General features: G+C 26.9%; 17 protein-coding genes. 8 read left to right on the forward strand and 9 right to left on the reverse strand.

Annotation, left to right across the window (positions count from 1 at the left end; translation table 11 throughout):
• Positions 1-32: 32 nt before the first annotated feature.
• The 5 genes from ACAN_RS12070 to murI all read right to left on the reverse strand — a co-directional run bounded on the left by ACAN_RS12070 (position 33) and on the right by murI (position 5394).
• The gene (locus ACAN_RS12070) at positions 33-575 is read right to left on the reverse strand and encodes a hydrolase (RefSeq protein ID WP_099333628.1); all 543 of its coding nucleotides are present in this window, start codon (positions 573-575) and stop codon (positions 33-35) included.
• A gap of 44 nt (positions 576-619) precedes the next feature.
• Positions 620-1561 carry a hydroxymethylbilane synthase gene (gene hemC, locus ACAN_RS12075; RefSeq protein WP_099333629.1) on the reverse strand — a complete coding sequence of 314 codons (942 nt, stop codon included), beginning with the start codon at positions 1559-1561 and terminating at the stop codon, positions 620-622.
• A 1-nt stretch (position 1562) separates the two neighbouring features.
• The gene (locus tag ACAN_RS12080) at positions 1563-2399 is read right to left on the reverse strand and encodes a DsbA family protein (RefSeq protein WP_099333630.1); all 837 of its coding nucleotides are present in this window, start codon (positions 2397-2399) and stop codon (positions 1563-1565) included.
• Positions 2400-2470: 71 nt separating this feature from the next.
• Positions 2471-4600 (reverse strand): DNA polymerase III subunit gamma/tau, encoded by a 2130-nt coding sequence (locus ACAN_RS12085; RefSeq protein ID WP_099333631.1) that lies wholly within the window; start codon positions 4598-4600, stop codon positions 2471-2473.
• A complete protein-coding gene (gene murI, locus ACAN_RS12090; protein WP_099333632.1) occupies positions 4597-5394 on the reverse strand; it encodes a glutamate racemase in 798 nt (265 codons plus the stop codon). The genes ACAN_RS12085 and murI overlap by 4 nt, the downstream gene beginning before the upstream one ends.
• A 109-nt stretch (positions 5395-5503) precedes the next feature.
• On the opposite strand from murI, the gene ACAN_RS12095 reads away from it, so the two are divergent.
• A complete protein-coding gene (locus tag ACAN_RS12095; RefSeq protein ID WP_099333633.1) occupies positions 5504-6160 on the forward strand; it encodes a uracil-DNA glycosylase family protein in 657 nt (218 codons plus the stop codon).
• A gap of 195 nt (positions 6161-6355) precedes the next feature.
• Here ACAN_RS12095 and ACAN_RS12100 read toward each other — a convergent pair whose 3' ends face one another.
• Positions 6356-8179 carry a sensor histidine kinase gene (locus ACAN_RS12100; RefSeq protein ID WP_099333634.1) on the reverse strand — a complete coding sequence of 608 codons (1824 nt, stop codon included), beginning with the start codon at positions 8177-8179 and terminating at the stop codon, positions 6356-6358.
• Positions 8172-8903, reverse strand: coding sequence for a response regulator (locus tag ACAN_RS12105; RefSeq protein ID WP_165773040.1), 732 nt, complete (start codon positions 8901-8903; stop codon positions 8172-8174). Before ACAN_RS12105 ends, ACAN_RS12100 begins: the two co-directional genes overlap by 8 nt.
• Before the next feature lie 73 nt (positions 8904-8976).
• Here ACAN_RS12105 and ACAN_RS12110 point away from each other — a divergent pair, with 73 nt between their 5' ends.
• Both ACAN_RS12110 and ACAN_RS12115 read left to right on the forward strand, forming a co-directional pair.
• Positions 8977-10992: a TonB-dependent receptor gene (locus ACAN_RS12110; RefSeq protein ID WP_099333636.1), complete on the forward strand. Its 2016-nt coding sequence runs from the start codon at positions 8977-8979 to the stop codon at positions 10990-10992.
• A complete protein-coding gene (locus tag ACAN_RS12115) occupies positions 10976-12547 on the forward strand; it encodes an alpha/beta hydrolase (protein WP_099333637.1) in 1572 nt (523 codons plus the stop codon). Before ACAN_RS12110 ends, ACAN_RS12115 begins: the two co-directional genes overlap by 17 nt.
• A 37-nt stretch (positions 12548-12584) precedes the next feature.
• On the opposite strand, the gene rho is transcribed toward ACAN_RS12115, so the two are convergent.
• Both rho and ACAN_RS12125 read right to left on the reverse strand, forming a co-directional pair.
• Positions 12585-13928: a transcription termination factor Rho gene (gene rho, locus ACAN_RS12120; protein ID WP_079577987.1), complete on the reverse strand. Its 1344-nt coding sequence runs from the start codon at positions 13926-13928 to the stop codon at positions 12585-12587.
• 163 nt (positions 13929-14091) lie between these two features.
• On the reverse strand, positions 14092-14688 hold the full coding sequence (locus tag ACAN_RS12125; RefSeq protein ID WP_099333638.1) for a peroxiredoxin: 597 nt from the start codon (positions 14686-14688) through the stop codon (positions 14092-14094).
• Positions 14689-14942: 254 nt separating this feature from the next.
• Between ACAN_RS12125 and ACAN_RS12130 the strand changes: the two genes are divergently transcribed.
• The 5 genes from ACAN_RS12130 to plsX all read left to right on the forward strand — a co-directional run bounded on the left by ACAN_RS12130 (position 14943) and on the right by plsX (position 17299).
• Positions 14943-15218 (forward strand): NADH-quinone oxidoreductase subunit I, encoded by a 276-nt coding sequence (locus ACAN_RS12130; protein ID WP_079577988.1) that lies wholly within the window; start codon positions 14943-14945, stop codon positions 15216-15218.
• A gap of 122 nt (positions 15219-15340) precedes the next feature.
• Entirely contained in the window at positions 15341-15754 is a 414-nt protein-coding gene (ndk, locus tag ACAN_RS12135; RefSeq protein ID WP_079577989.1) for a nucleoside-diphosphate kinase, read from the forward strand.
• 17 nt (positions 15755-15771) lie between these two features.
• Positions 15772-16146, forward strand: a complete 375-nt coding sequence (locus ACAN_RS12140) for a DUF177 domain-containing protein (RefSeq protein ID WP_099333639.1) — start codon at positions 15772-15774, stop codon at positions 16144-16146.
• A gap of 11 nt (positions 16147-16157) precedes the next feature.
• Positions 16158-16310: a 50S ribosomal protein L32 gene (gene rpmF, locus ACAN_RS12145; protein WP_079577991.1), complete on the forward strand. Its 153-nt coding sequence runs from the start codon at positions 16158-16160 to the stop codon at positions 16308-16310.
• Entirely contained in the window at positions 16310-17299 is a 990-nt protein-coding gene (gene plsX / locus ACAN_RS12150; protein ID WP_099333640.1) for a phosphate acyltransferase PlsX, read from the forward strand. The genes rpmF and plsX overlap by 1 nt, the downstream gene beginning before the upstream one ends.
• Positions 17300-17317: the final 18 nt, after the last annotated feature.

Raw genomic sequence — 17317 nt, forward strand, 5'->3', positions numbered from 1 at the left:
CAAGTAAAAAGGTCTTGAAAATCAAGACCTTTTTATTTTACTAAAGAAGAAATCTCTTTAAATACTGGATTTTTAGCATTTACTGTTAGCTCAAAAAGTAATGACTCATAAGTTGTAGGAATTACTCCAGCTTGAATTAGTCTATCTAAAGCTACTTTTGTATCATACTCTTTTCTTGAACTTACACAATCAGTAACTATTACAGGTTGTAATCCAGCTTCAAGTAAATCAATACAAGTTTGCAAAACACAAACATGAGTTTCAATACCAGCAACAATCACAAATTTTTTATTTTTTGCTTTTATTGCTTCTAATGTTGTTTCATTTTTACAACAAGAGAATGTTGTTTTCTCAAAATGAGGATCTTCATCAACAAACTCTCTTAAACTAGGAATAGTTTCACCAATTCCTTTTTTATATTGCTCATTGACTATAAAAGGAACTTCTAATACTTTAAGACCTTGTATTAATGTAACAAGACGCTTTTCTAACTGCTCATTATCTTTTATATGAGGAAAAAGTCGTTCTTGAACATCAACTAAACAAAATAGACTCTGCTCAACATTTATTCTCATTGTCTCTCCTAATTTATTTAAGATTGACATTAATTATACACAAATTATTGAAAAGCAAGCTTTTCTGCTTTAGCTAATAACTCTTTTGCACCTTTTTGTATGAACTTTTCTGCCATTTCTTTACCAACTGTTTCAAATTTGTTTACGTCAACTGTCATACTATCTTGAATATATTCACTTGCATCTGGCATTCCAACTATTGCATCAACTTTTATACTTTTTTTATCTTCACTTAAAGTAGCTTTTATTCCAATAGGAACTTGACAACCACCCTCTAAGACTCTAACAAAATCTCTTTCAATTGTAGATTCAATATGTGCATCATCATCATGCAAAACAGATAATAATTCAATTAACTCTTTATTATCTAAAGTTTCAATTCCAAGTGTTGCTTGTCCCATTGATGGAGTCATATCTTCTGTTGAAACTGGAATAAAATAGTTAACTTCATCTTCAATTTGAAGTTTTTGTACCCCAGTTGCCGCTAAAATAATAGCATCATACTCACCTGCTTTTAATTTTGCAATTCTAGTATTTATATTTCCTCTTAAATCTTTTAGCACAACATCTGGCCTTAGCATTTTTATTTCCATTCTTCTTCTAAGACTAGTTGTTCCAACTACTGCATTTTGTGGTAAGTTTTCAATACTATCGTAGTTTTGACTTAAAAAAGCATCTCTTGGGTCAAATCTTTTTGTAACTGCTGCAAGTTTAAAGCCATCTTCAAACTCTACTGGAACATCTTTTAAACTATGAACTGCAATATCTGCTTGATTATTTAAAAGTGCTACTTCCAACTCTTTAGTAAATAAACCTTTTCCTCCAATTTTAGCTAAAGGTACATCTAAAATCTTATCAGCTTTTGTAGAAAATGTTTCTAACTCAATTTGCATATCTGGATAGTGTTTAAGTAATTGTTCTTTTATATATTCACTTTGCCATAAAGCTAATTTACTTTTTCTTGTTGCTATTACTAATTTTTTCATATTACCTTCCTAATTGTTTATATTTATTTTTTGTTTTATCTTGTTCACCATTTATAAAAATTGTTGGTGTACCCTCAACCATAACATTTTCACCCATAAGCATATCTTTTTGAATCTCTTTTTGAATCTCTTTATTTTGAATTTCATCAAGTTTTATATTAGTTTTTAAAACTTTATTAAAAGCATTTAAAATCTTCTTTTCATCTGCTTCATCAGCATTAAAATATGAATCAAAATCTGCTTCGTAAACTTTTAAAGTAACATCTTTTACCCCTTTATTAGAAGCAACTAGCATAGCCTTTGATAAAGCATTTGCTGCTTTATGTATTTGAAGTAAAGGAAAGTGATAATAGTATAAAGCAATATTTTGACTATTTTTATTTACAAATTTAATAATATCTGGTACATAATCTAAACAAAATGGACATAAAGGATCAGAAAATATCACTATTTTATCTTTTGCATCATGATTACCAGCAATTAATCTTTTTTTATCATAATACTTGCTTGTTAAAGGTAGTGTCATCATCTCTTTTAAAGAGTTACCAGTTTTAATATCAAATAAATCTGGTGAAACAACTGTTCCATTAGAGAACACAATATCTTTAGCTTTTACATTTTTATCAGCTATTTTCGCATCAATATCAATAATATATCCATACCAATTTTTTACAGGTAGGGATTTTTTAAAGTTAATTGATAAGTTTTTAATCTCAACTCGTTTATTATTTGAAAACCTATTTTTTTCAAACTCTAATATTTTATCATCAATACTATTTGCAGAAATAGTAGTAGTTAAAAATAAACTTATGAATAATATTTTTGAAATAAAAGACATAAAATCTCCTTATTTAAATTTCGAAATATTATATTCAAAGATGACTTAAATGCCATAAATAAAGAACCTTTTTAAGTTTTAGTCTTTACTGTTATCTTTTTTATGTCAAAAAGCTCTTTTGCTTTATTTAACATCTTTGAATTTAATATATCATTGATTTGTAGTTCTTGTTGTGAGGGCTCTGGCTTAGAACTATTATGCATAGTTGCAACACAACCTGAACCACCAGCTAAATCCTCTTCAATTGCTTGTGGTTCTTCTATTTGCTCTTTTTCAATCTCTTGATTTGTTTGTTTCTCTTGGTTTTCTATTTTAGATTTTTTTTTTTGACTTTCTACTTCAGATTCATCTTTTATAAAATCCAATTCAGTTTCATGCCCAAAAACATCATAAATAAATGTTTTTAAAATTCCAAAATGTTTAAATAAAAATTTTCTTTCTTCACCTTTTGCATATGAAATAATTTCTAATTTATTAGCTTCAAAACTTTTAAATACAAAGTTATCTTCAAAGCACTCTCCAAGTCTTACATCTCTATCATAAACTCTATTTATTACTTGATCATAAAGCTTCTCATTTGGATCACTTTCTTGATTTAGTCTTGAACTAATTGCTTCATCTAAAGCATCTAAATTATCTTCTTGTAAATCTTCATTTAAAATAGGCTCATGTACTTCTTGTGGAAAACTATTTTCATTATTTGAAATATTTTCTGTAATAGTATTAGGAACTATTGGCTCTTCATTTGGTTTGTCAAGTGAAGTATTATTATTTATAATTTCATCAATATCATCATCAAATGGTGTTTCAAAAGGAACTGCATCAATGCTATCTAAAGAAATAGTGTTTTCATTAAACATTGCAGTATCTGCAAGATTTGGTTCTTCTATTTTTGTTTCTTCAAAAACATTGTGATTTGTTTCTTGTTCAATTTTTGTTTCTTGTTTAGTATTCATATTTGATTGAAGTGTTTGCTCTACATTTGATATTGCTTCATTCTTAGTTTGCTGTTCAATCTCATTTACGCTAGTCTCTTGCTCTTTTGCTTCTTCATAAATATGTTCAGTATCATTTTGTGCATGCTCTAAAACTTTTTGTGGTGATATTGCATCTTTTACTGCTGGTTGAACTTCGATTTGTTCAACTTGATTAATAATATCTTGAATACTTTTTAAATTTGTAGCTTCTTGCATTTTTAAAAGTGTTAAAATCAAAACAAAACTAGCATCAGAATTTAAAGCTAATAGATGTTTTGCATCACCTAAAACTCTAAAAAATCTATCAAATAGTAAAAGATCAAATTTAGCATCTTTATCAAGCATTTTTTGTCTTAAATAAATAGTCATTTCATCACAAACTTGTGAGATTTCATAGTTTTCTAACTCTTTAACTAAATTTGTAATATCTTTTTTATTTAAAATAATATCAAAAATTTCATCCATTACTTTTGGCTCAATCAAACCTAACATCTCTACAACAGATATTGTATTTACTTTTCCTTTTGAAAAAATAATTGCTTGATCAAGTAGCGTTAAAGTATCCCTTAAACTTCCTTGTCCACTTCTTGAAAGTATTTCTAAAGCTTCTGTTTCATAATCAATATTTTCTTCATTTAAAATATGTGACAAATGATGTATTACATCTGCATTTGATATTTTATTAAATCTAAAATGTTGAGTTCTACTTAAAATTGTTGCTGGAAGTTTAAGTGGGTCAGTCGTTGCAAGAATAAATTTAACAAAACCTGGAGGTTCTTCAAGTGTTTTAAGTAAAGCATTAAAAGCTTGAGTTGTTAACATATGAACTTCATCAATTATAAATACTTTAAATCTTGCACTACTTGGCTTATATTTTGTATGTTCAATTAAATCTTTGATATCATCAATACCTCTATTACTAGCTGCATCCATTTCAATAATATCTAAATGCCTATTTGAGTTTGCACTTTGACAATTTTCACAAACTTCACAAGGCTTTGATGTAGGACCATTTGTACATAAAAGCGCTTTTGCCATAATTCTAGCTGTACTTGTTTTACCACTTCCTCTTAGACCACTAAAAAGATATGCATGGGATAATCTATTTGAATCTAAAGCAAGTGATAGTGTTTGTGAAATAGTACTTTGCCCTACTAAGTCTTCAAATCTTTTTGGTCTATATTTTAATGCTAATACTTTTTTCTCAATATTAATTTCACTCATATCTCACATTTCCTTACTTCAATCTCATCTATATTTTTATTATTTTCAAAAATTTTCTTTATCATATTTTTATTTATATTTCCTGTGTGTAAAATTGATATTTTATTAGGATCAAAATTACAGTGCCCTTTTATTTTACACAAATATTCTAATCTGTTTGCTATTGCTTGTCCTGTTTCAATTAAATTAATCTCTTTACCCATTATATCTTTTATATTGTCACTAACTATTGGATAATGAGTACATCCTAATACAATTGTATCAACACTATTTTCAATCATTGGCTCAAGCCATTTTTTTAGCATTTCATTGGTTTTGAAAGAGTTGATTTCACCCTTTTCAATCTGCTCAACTAAACCAAGACAAGCTTGTTCATAAAGTTTAATAGGCTTTTGTTTTGAAAGTTGATTTACTAATAGTTGATACTTTTCACCTTTTAATGTGGCAGTTGTTGCTAAAACACCAATATTTAAAGTTTTTGTTAATTCAATTGCTGGTTTAATTCCTGGTTCTGTACCAATTACTATTAAATTTGGATATAAGTTTCTTAACTCTTTTATTGCAGCTGATGTAGCAGTATTACAAGCAACAATCAAAGCTTCAATATTATGATTTTTAATTAAAAACTCACTTATTAAAATACATCTATTTTTTATAGCTTCATGGGTTTTATCTCCATATGGAGCAAAAATAGTATCTGCAATATATAAAATATCTGCACCTTTAAAATATTTATCTATAGCTTTTACTACTGTTAATCCACCAAGTCCAGAATCAAAAACCCCTATTTTCAACTTTTGCCTTATATTAATTTTGGCAGATTATAACAAAAATTTGATAACTACTTTGTTAAAATAAATATATTAAAAGTAAAATCTATAAATAGTAGTTTAAAGGCACATCATGTTTAATCATTTTCATCCATATAAACCTTTTATATTTGAAAATACCAATACTTTAATAGTAGGAACTTTACCTCCTTTAAGATTTTGCAAAAAAGATTTCAAATCTAAAGATGTTGATTTTTGTTATGGTTCACAAGACAATCTTCTTTGGCCAGTTCTTAATAAAATATTTAAACTTAATTTACTTTTTGACAATTCCCAAGAAGCAGTAAAGATGAGAAAAGATTTTTTAGTTTCAAATAATATAGGAATATGTGATATTGTAGATTCTTGTAAAAGAGAAAAAATCAATGCAAGTGATTTAGGTATGAAAGATGTAGTATTAAGAGATTTAATTTTTTATTTAAAAAAATATAAAAATATAAATAAAATAGTATTTACTGGCAAAAGTAGTAAAAATGGTCCAGAATATTTTTTTAAGCAACTAATAAAAAAGCATTGTTTAAATATTCAAGCAAGCAATAATAAGCAAATTAAAGAGCAAGTATTATATTTTGATAATAGAAGCATTAAACTTTTTAGCCTAACATCTCCATCAAATGCTGCAAATCGATCAATTGGTGCAAACACTTTTTATAAAAAAAGAAAAAAGACAAATCCTAATTATTCAACTTTTGATTTTAGAGTCGATGAATATAAGTTAGCTTTTATATAATCAGTTAATTCATCTCTAATGAAAAAAGGCATAAAATTAGTTATTAATAAATGAATGAGCATTCATTTAATTAAAGGCAAGAAGATGTTAATATTAGAGATATTTCTATTTATTGTATTTGCTCTTATATCATTTGCAATATTTAGTTGGATTGTAGGAGTTTTTGTTAAAGAAAAATAGTTAAAGGCTTAGAAGCTATCTTTTAATCTCAAAAATGATTTGAAAGTTAGCTCCTTTTTCATAAAAATATTCAAGTTTACTGGATAATTGTCCTTTTGTAATATTTGAAATTATTTGAAAACCTAAAGTTTTAGTATTATTAACATCTATATTTTCATCAAGACCTTTTCCATTATCTTTTACTTCCAAAATATACTTTTTACCACTTTTTTTTAAACTTACAAATATTTCTCCTTTATCTTTAAAAGCATATTTAAAACTATTTGTTATTAGCTCAGTTATTATAAGACCTAAAGGTAATGCATAATCAATATTCATATGTACTTGCTCTATATCTGTATTAATAGATATTTTTTCTTCAACAAAATAGCTTGCAGTTAAATCGTGGCAAATGTCTTCAATAAAAATTTTTAAAGGAATAAGATTTAAATCTTTAGATTCATATAATTTTCTATGAAGTAGTTCCATTACAAAAATTTTCTCTTGTATATTTGTTAAAGTATCTTTTGTCTGTTTATCTTTGATTTTTGATTTTTCTAATTTAATTAAATCTATTGTAATTGCTAAATTATTTTTTACTCTATGATGTATCTCTTTTAGTAAAGTCTCTTTCTCTTTTAAAGAATCACTTAAAAGTTTCGTTTTAATCTCAACTTTTTTATCTAAAAGTGAAATATTTTCTTCTATAGAGTCCAGCATATTATCAAAAGCTTTTGCAAGCACTGCAATATCATCTTTGCCTTTTATATTACTTCTTATATTTTTTTCTCCTTTATTAACTTTAAATGCAACATCTTTTAAAATATTTATACTTTTAAAAAGTCTATTAAATATAATAAGTGCAACAACTATTGCGATAAAAAAGGAGATAATTGCAGCAGGAATTATACTCATATAAGCTAAACCTACATGTTTTAAAAAATCTTTCTCATAAATTGTCACAAGATATAAAAAATATTCATCTTTATTTAAATTAATACTTTTTACCCATGTTAAACTCTTTTTTCCATTTAGTAAATGATTTATTGGTTCTTTATCAATAGCTTGTATAATCTCTTTGGGTGTCAAATCTCCTGTTTTGGGAAATGTAAAATTTGATATTTTGCTCAAACAATATTTTTCATTTAAATATTTATCTTCTTTACGATATAAAGGTTTACCATCTTTTATATTTGGATTAAGCCACATTAAGTACGCTTTACCTTTATGAAAACTATCAAGCAATGAAAAGCTCTTTTGTATCTCTTTTTTTAATTTTAATTCAAACTCTTCACCTTTTGTAGAAAAATTATCTATATCACAAGAGATAACTAAAAACTTATTATGTTTTTTAATCTTTTTTGTATAGTATAATTTTCTTATTCCAGTTGAACATATATATTTATTTTTTATATCTCTTCTTAAAAAAGTTGAATCTTTTAATTCATCTTTAAACTCTTTGAAACTCTCATCTTTTAATTGAAAAAGAGTATGTTTATTACTATTTAAAATAGAAGTATTACAAGTAATTTTTTTTGAACTAAACTGATATGATTTATCTTTTATTTTAGATATTGAATTATCTAAATTTAATCTATTAGTAATTCTAATTGCTTCATGTTCAATTATAGATTTCAACTCTTCTTTTCTAATTTCTCCATTATTCTTTTTTGAACGCATAACAAGTTTTATTTGTTGATTAGTTAAATATATCATATTCTCTATTTGCTTTATAGTATGCTTTTTTTCCTCTTTATTCATTTGAGGAATAACTTGCAAGAAAAATAAAGACAATAAAAAAATACCTAAAATAAAAAAGCTTAAGAAAATTTTTGAGTTTAAAGAGTTTATTTTAATCATCTAATAGTTTTAATTTGTAACCTAAATCAAATACATTCTCTATGAAATTAATTTCAAATTTTTGTTTAAGTCTATATATTAATGCCCTTAATCTACCTATATCATTAATTTCATCCCTATAAATATAGTTCTGTATTTTTTCAAAAGGTACTGGTTGAGTAGGAGTATCACTTAAAATCTCTAAAAGTCTTGTTTCATTTCCTGTTAATTTTAAATAGTTACTTTGTTTAGTTACAACTGCTTTTGTTTTATCATAAATAATTTCATTTTCAAATTTAAAAATATGTTTTTTTTCTTTATCTAAATTACTTTTATGTTTAAAAAAATAGTTATGTTTATTTAATGCCGTTTGAATTGTTACTTCTAACTCTTTATCTTTATATGGTTTGACTAAATAGCCATATGGTTCACTTTGCATTGCTTCTTTGATTGTTTTATCATCTGTATAAGAGGTTAAAAAGATAATGGGAATTTTATAGTATTGCCAAATATACTTAGCTGCTTTTATTCCTGAAGAGTTATCTTTTAGATGAATATCCATAAAAATTAAATCTGGTTTTTGTTTTTTTACATGCTGTATTGCATCATCTGCACTTGTTTCTATACCACAAACACTATAACCAAACTCATTTAAAGTAAGTTTTATACCCATTGCTAATATTGTTTCATCTTCTACAATTAAAATTTCTACATCTTTTTTTAAAATATTTGGAATTTTTGTCATTTTTTCTATTCTCGTAATTTTATTATCATTCTTTTCAGTTATGATACTCAATATCATTTTAAAGGAGAGTTAAATGAATCATAATAAAAAAATTATTTTGTCTTTTTGTACTATTGCTTTATTAACAAGCAGTATATATGCAAAAGAAAAAATAGAGCCAAAAGAAAAAATCTCTTATGGAGAAATAACAGTAACTGGTGAAAAGATAGATAAAACACTTCTTGAGACTACAACTGCTATATCAGTTTTTGATGAAAAAACAATAAATATAGGTAATTATAAAAAAATTGAGAATATTGTTGAACAATTACCAAATGTAGTTTTAAGTGATTTAGGTGTTCCAAATATTAGAGGTATAGACTCTACTGGGGTTTCAAAGGGAACAAAAAGTTTAATGGCAGGTGCAAGACCAAGAGTAAATACAATAATAGATGGAGTTAATAATACATGGATTGGAGTTAATTATATTAGTGGTGAATTATGGGATTTAGAACAAATTGAAGTTTTAAAAGGTACTCAATCTACTACTCAAGGAAGAAACTCAATTGGTGGTTCTATAATAATGAAAACAAAAGATCCAAGCTTTGATTTTGAGGGTAAAATTAAAACTGCTTTTGAAAACCAAGAAAATAAAAATCAATTAGCTGCAGTAATTTCTGGACCATTAATTGAAGATCAATTAGCTTTTAGATTAGCAGTTGATAGAAATAGTGGTGATGGATATATTAAATATAAAAATTTTAAAAATAATGATAGATTAAATGAATCAACAAATACAAACCTTAGAGCAAAACTACTTTATCTTCCAAAATCAATGGAAAATTTATCTTTAAAATTTACCTTAAATCATAGAGAAGCAGAAGGTGGATATTTAAATTTTGTAACAAATCCAAAAGATTATGTATTTGAAGCAAGTAAAGCAAATAGAATAAACTCAAGATATCACGATTCAAAAGATAAAACATATATTACAAATATTGATTATATTATAAATGATGACATAAGCTTACAAACGCAACTTTCATTTAAAGATTACAATAGTGAAATAACACAAGTACCAAGTCCTTTAAAAGTTTTTGTTGATGAGAAAAGTAAAACATTTGAAAGTAAATTAATATACAAAAAACCATTTATAAAAGGTGTTGCAGGAGTTTACTATTATGATAGAGACCAAGATATAGATGCACACTTACCAAAACCATCATACTTTCCTTTACATTTAGGTAATGATGAAATTAAATCTATCTCATTTTATACAGATAATACTATTGCTTTAAATAATAGTTTTGATTTATTATTAGGTGCAAGATTAGAAAAAGAGAATCAAAAAAGAGATTCAGTATCTTGGGGTGCAAATTTAAAAAAAGATATTGATGAAACAATATTTTTGCCAAAAATTGGTTTAGCATATAAACCTTCAACTGAATCTATGATTAGTTTAGTTGCACAAAAAGGTTATAACCAAGGTGGTGGTTCATTAGATTGGGATGATTTAAAATATTATGAATATGATAAAGAAGAAGTAAATTCATATGAATTAACTTATAGAACTTATCTAAATGATAAAAAAATTAATCTAAGTTCAAATATATTTTACAATGATTTTGATGGTTTCCAAGCAGATGCTGCAAATAGATTTAGAAATCTTTCAAAAGTTGAGAGTTATGGTTTAGAAACTCAAATAGATGCACAAATAACAGATAAATTTAATATCTTTGCTGCTATTGGACTTTTAAAAACAAAAATAAGTAATAGTGTAAAAGAAGCAAAAGAATTAGAAGGAAATGAACTATCAACAACACCTACTTATAGTGCAAACTTAGGCTTTACTCATAAAATACATAATAATCTTGAATGGGGCGGTAATGTAAGTTTTACAGATGATTATTACTCAGATAATGAAAATACTCAAAAGTTAGATGGATATACATTAGTTAATTTACATGCAAGCTATACATATAAAGATTTTACATTTAGAACATATGTAAATAATCTTACTGATGAAGAAGTAATCTATAAAGCTGAAACAAATAGAACAACAGTTGGTTCTCCAAGGGTAATAGGAGCTGCACTTGAGTATAAATTTTAAAACTCTTTTTAAGCTTTTTTCTATTTTTCTATATAGTTTTTCTTTTGCAAACTCTTTTGAAGTAGATGAAATATTAAATCATAATGGTGAAAAATTGTATCAATTAAATCTACAAAAAAGAAGTTTTATAACAGGAAGTTTTAAAGCCACATCAAGTTTTGAAACTCTTGAACTTTTAGATAAAAATAGAGTTTTTATAAAATCATTACTGATAAATAAGAAGCCACAAGGTAATTTTTACTTTGTGGCTAATTATACAGGAAAATATTATTTAAAAGTAAAAAATAGAAATAAACAAAATAGACTTAAACTAAAAATAGATAAGATTTTTCATCATCAAAAAGAGATAAAACCTCAAAATAAAATTATAAGTGCTTTTTTAAAACAAGAACTAAAAAATATTGAAAAAACAAAAAATAGTAAAGCTTTTTGGGAAAAAGTTAAAAAAAGAGGAACTCCACTAATAGAGCATTTAAAAGCAGATGAATATATTTTAACTTTTCTACACAAAGGATTAAACTACAATGTTAAATTAATAGGTGGGCCTACAGCTGATTATACAGATTTTATTAGATATAAAAATAGTGACATATGGTATAAAAGTTTTATAGTAAAAAAGGGAATTAGAATGTCATATCAAATTGCCACAGATATTCCTAAACTTAATGCTCCAAGATTTATTCAAAAAATGGCTTTAATATCAAATGCAACAATTGATCCTTTTAATAAAACTCCTTATATTTATACTAAAGAAAAAAATATGGATAAATATCATACTTTGTCAACTTTTTTTATAAAAGATGATAAAATTAAGGATTGGGGAGTAGAAGAAGGAAATAAAAAAGGAGAAATTAGTACATATAATCTAAAAAGCAAAATATTAAATAATAGTAGAGATATTACTATTTATAAGCCACACAATTATAACTATAAAAAAGAGCATGATATACTTTTTGTTTTTGATGGAGAAAATTATCAAAATAAAATCAATACTACATTAATCTTAGATAACTTAATTGCAAACAATAAGATAAAACCAACAATTGCTATTTTTATCAATAATGCTTCAAAAAAGTCAAGAAGTAAAGAGTTGCCTCCAAATAAAGAGTTTGCAAAATTTATGGTAAAAGAGTTATTTCCTTTTATAAAAACAAAAGTTAAATTTACTCACAAATCTTCAAATACAATTATAACAGGTTCTAGCTATGGAGGTTTAGCTTCTTCATATATAGCATTTTTATATCCTGATTTTTTTGGAAAAGTATTAAGTCAATCAGGTTCATACTGGTGGGCACCTAAAAATAAAAATGAAGCACAATGGTTAACAAAAGAGTTTTCAAAAGTTAAGAAAAAAGATATTAAATTTTATTTAAATGCTGGAACTTATGAAACAGGCTTTTTACCTTTAGATATTTTAGAAACAAATAGACATTTTAGAACTGTATTAGTTGCAAAAAACTATGATTTAACATATGAAGAGTTTATTGGAGGTCATGACTATTTTGCATGGAAAATATATTTGGCAAATGGATTAATTGCCTTAAGTAACAAATAGACCTTTAAAGGTCTGTTTGTTTAAAATTAAAAGTTTACTACTCATTCATAGAGTTAAAAAACTCTTCGTTATCTTTTGTTCTTTGCATTTTTGAATATAAGAATTTTAAAGCTTCAACTTCATCCATTTGTGAAATTGCATTTCTTAATATCCATGTTCTTTGAAGAACTTCAGGAGTTAATAATAACTCCTCTTTTCTAGTTCCAGATTTAGTAATATCTAAAGCTGGATAAACTCTTCTATTTGAAGCATTTCTACTTAATACAACTTCACTATTACCAGTTCCTTTAAACTCTTCAAAAATTACTTCATCCATTTTTGAACCAGTTTCAATAAGTGCAGTTGAAATAATAGTTAAAGAACCACCCTCTTCTATATTTCTAGCAGCCCCAAAGAATCTTTTTGGTTTGTGTAGTGCATTTGCATCAACACCACCTGAAAGTACTTTACCAGAACTAGGTGTTACAGTATTATAAGCACGTGCAAGTCTTGTAATAGAATCAAGTAAAATAACAACATCTTTTTTCATCTCTACAAGTCTTTTTGCTTTTTCAATTACAATCTCTGCAACTCTTACATGATTATGAGCAGGTAAATCAAAAGTTGAAGAATAAACTTCACCCTTTACACTTCTTTGCATATCCGTTACCTCTTCAGGTCTTTCATCAATTAAAAGAACCATTAAGCTTGTTTCAGGATGATTTTTTGTAATACCGTGAGCTAACTCTTTTAATAACTCTGTTTTACCAGTTTTTGGAGGTGCAACAATTAAACTTCTTTGTCCTCTACCCATTGGAGCAAATAGATCAAGTATTCTACCTGTCATTTTATTTGAATTATATTCAAATTTAAATTTATCTGTTGAGTATAAAGGAGTTAAGTTATCAAATAGCGGTCTATTTTTAGATTCATTTACAGGTAAGTAGTTTATAGCTTCAATTTTTAATAAAGCATAATATTTTTCACTCTCTTTGTTTGGAGGTCTTACTTGTCCAGTTACGATATCACCAGTTCTTAATGCAAACTTTCTAATTTGAGTAGCTGACACATAAGAATCACTTGAAGTATCAGAGAAGTTACCATCAATTGCTCTTAAAAAACCAAATCCACCCTCTTTTATTTCTAAAATACCTGTGAATAAGACAAATCCTCCTGCATCGATTTGATTTTTTAAAATCGAGAACATTAAATCTTGTCTTTTAAGCTCTTGTGGGTTTTCTACCCTTAACTCTTTTGCAATTTTAAGAAGGTCCTGTAAAGGATATTCTCTTAATTTTTCAATTGTATGCCCTTCAACAGGAATATGAGTTCTAGTTTTTCTACTAGAATTCCCATTTGTTTTGGGACTTTTTGTTTTAGATTGAGTTTTTGACTCTTCCATAAGTTTATTTAACCTTTTAATTTCGATATACATAAAGTTATGTAGTTTTTGAAGTTTAGTTTAAAATTTTAAGTTGTGTAATTGTAGTCTTTATTTTGTAAAAAGTCAATTAAACAAAAGAAGTACCACAAAAAGGCACTTCTTCTATTTTTTCAATTAAAAATTATAAATTATTTTCATTTTTTGCAAGATAATCTGCAACACCATTAGTATCAGGTTTCATTCCCTCATCACCTTTGTTCCATCCTGCTGGACAAACTTCACCGTGCTCATTAGTAAATAGCATTGTATCTACCATTCTAATCATTTCGTCAATATTTCTTCCCAATGGTAAATCATTAATAACTGCATGTCTTATTGTTCCATCTTTATCAATTAAAAAAGATCCTCTTAATGCAACAGATTCATCAAATAACACATCATAATCTTTTGCAATTTGCTTACTTAAATCAGCTACAAGTGGATATTTAACTCTTCCTATTCCACCATTTTCAACAGCTGTTTCTCTCCAAGCAAAATGAGAAAATTGAGAATCAACAGAAACACCAATAACATTGATACCTCTTTCTTTAAACTCATCAATTCTTTTAGAAAATGCAATGATTTCTGATGGACAAACAAATGTAAAATCTAATGGATAAAAAAACAGTACAGCACCATTTTCCCCAATGTTTTCATAAAGATTAAAATCTTCAACTATTTGTCCGTCTGCAAGTACAGCATTAGCTGTAAAATCTGGAGCTTTTTTAGTTACTAACATGTGATTTCCTTTTTAATTTAAATTAATACTTTTATTATAATGTATTTTTCTAAAAAAAACATTAGTTTTTAATTTGCTTTCAAAATTAAGAAAAATCTTATTTAATAATAAACTTTTTTCTAATATCATAAGTTAAACTTATAATTATAAGCATTAAAGCTAATTATACAATAAGCTAAAATTTATAAGCAATATTTAAACATAGATTTATTAAGAGTGTGCTAAAGTTTCTAAAATTTTCCAAGGAGATTAATATGGCAGTTAAAATTACTGACATCTGTATTAGTTGTGATGCTTGTTTAGATGAGTGTCCAGTAGAAGCAATTGTAGACAATGATGAAAATCCAACAGGTGAAGATATTTATTATGTATATTCTGACAAATGTGTTGAATGTGTAGATCATCATGATTCTCCTGCATGTGCAGATGCATGTCCTACAGAAGGATGTATTGTTTGGGATGAGCCAGGTGCAGGTTCTGTTGAAAGTCCAGATAGAGGTGAGGCTGGTACACCAGTTGTAGAAGACTAATTTTTTAGATAAAATTATGCATATTATATGTAAAAAGGCAAGTAGCTTAAACTCTACTTGCCTTTTTTTTATTTTTTAGGTATAATCCGCGACTTAATAAAATTAGTAGAGGAATATACTTTATGGAACAAACATTATCAATCATCAAACCTGATGCAGTAGCAAAGAACGTTGTTGGAAAAATCTTAGATAGATTTGAATCTGCTGGACTAAAAATAGCAGCAACTAAAAAAATTCAATTAAGCAAAGCAGATGCTGAAGCATTTTATGCTGTTCATGCTGAAAGACCTTTCTTTGGAGAGTTAGTAGAATTCATGATTTCTGGACCAGTAGTTGTTACTGTTTTAGAAGGTGAAAATGCTATGGCTAAAAATAGAGAATTAATGGGTGCAACAAATCCAAAAGAAGCTGCTGAGGGAACAATCAGAGCTGATTTTGCTGAATCAATTGATGCAAATGCAGTACATGGTTCTGATTCATTAGAAAATGCAGCTAATGAAATTAAATTTTTCTTCTCTGATAGAGAAATCTGTTAAGAAGTTTAAATTAGTCTATGAAAATAGAGTTTAGAAAAGTACCAACAACACCAAAAGAGTTTACTAATAATTTTGCTTCAGTAAAATTAGAGGGTACTTTTTGTAAAATGTCGCCAACTCTAATCAAAGTTGATGCAACACTAACAGGACAAAGCTCTGTTTTGTGTATAAGATGTGGTGAAGAAGAAAATATTGATTTAGATGAAAATTTATTTTTTCTACTAAGTGATGGTATTTATAATAATGAATCAAAAGATTTAATTATAGAAGTAGAAGATGGTATAATTGACTTTGACCAAATTTGTGAAAGTGAACTTTCATCACTTGAAAGTGATTACCATATTTGTAAAAGTTGTTTAGAGGACAACGAAAAAATCGAAAAAGAATTTTAAGGAGATAAATTATGGCAGTACCAAAGAGAAGAGTATCTCATTCAAGAGCAGCTAAAAGAAGAACTCATTATAAGGTGGCTTTAAAAAGACCAGTTAAAGATAGTGATGGAACTTGGAAAATGCCTCATACTGTTAACCCAAATACGGGTGAATATAAAAGCTAATGATTAAAATAGCTATTGACGCGATGGGCGGGGACTTTGGTCCTGAACCCATTGTTGATGGACTAGTTGCTGCACTTAGAAGCAACACTAATTTTACAGCTATAGCTGTAGGAAAAAAAGAAGAACTACTTAACCTTATACCTAGTAACTTTTTAAGCAGAATAGAAATAGTTGATACTGATGATGTTATAGCAATGACAGATAGTGCAACTGATGCTTTAAAAAGAAAAGATTCTACAATATATAAAGCAATTGAATTAGTAAAAAATAATGAAGCCGATGCTGTTGTTTCAGCAGGTCATTCTGGTGCTTCAATGTCACTTGCAACTCTTAGAATAGGAAGAATCAAAGGTATTTCAAGACCTGCAATTGCAACTTTAATGCCAACAAGTGAAAATCAAAACACTTTAGTTTTAGATGTTGGTGCAAATGTAGATTGTGATGCTAAAAATCTTTATGAATTTGCTGTTATGGGTCAAGTTTATGCACAAGATGTACTAAAACTTGATGAACCAATTGTTGGATTATTAAGCAATGGGGAAGAAGAAAGCAAAGGAAATGAAGTTACTAAAGAAGCTTACCAACTAATAAAAAATATTCCTAATTTTGCAGGGAATGTTGAGGGAAGCGATATCTTTAAAGGCTCAGTAGATGTTGTTGTTTGTGATGGATTTATAGGTAATATTTTACTTAAAACTGCAGAAGGTGTTGCAGATACCATTGGAACAATTATCAAGAAAAATCTTAAACGATCACTTATTTCTATTGCCGGTGCTGTATTAATGCGAAAAGTATTTAGAAACTTAAAAGTAAGAGTTGATTATGCTGAATATGGTGGTGCTCCACTACTAGGTGTAAAAGCTCCTGTTATTATTGCACATGGTAAATCTAATGCAAAAGCAGTTAAAAATGCAATTTTTCAAGCTATTACTGCGGCAAGTTCTAATTTGAGTTATAATATAGAAGATAGAATAAATAAGTATAAATAACAATTAAGGATTTTGTAA

Origin of the sequence: Malaciobacter canalis, from assembly GCF_008000835.1 — a bacterium.
Taxonomy (GTDB): domain Bacteria; phylum Campylobacterota; class Campylobacteria; order Campylobacterales; family Arcobacteraceae; genus Malaciobacter; species Malaciobacter canalis.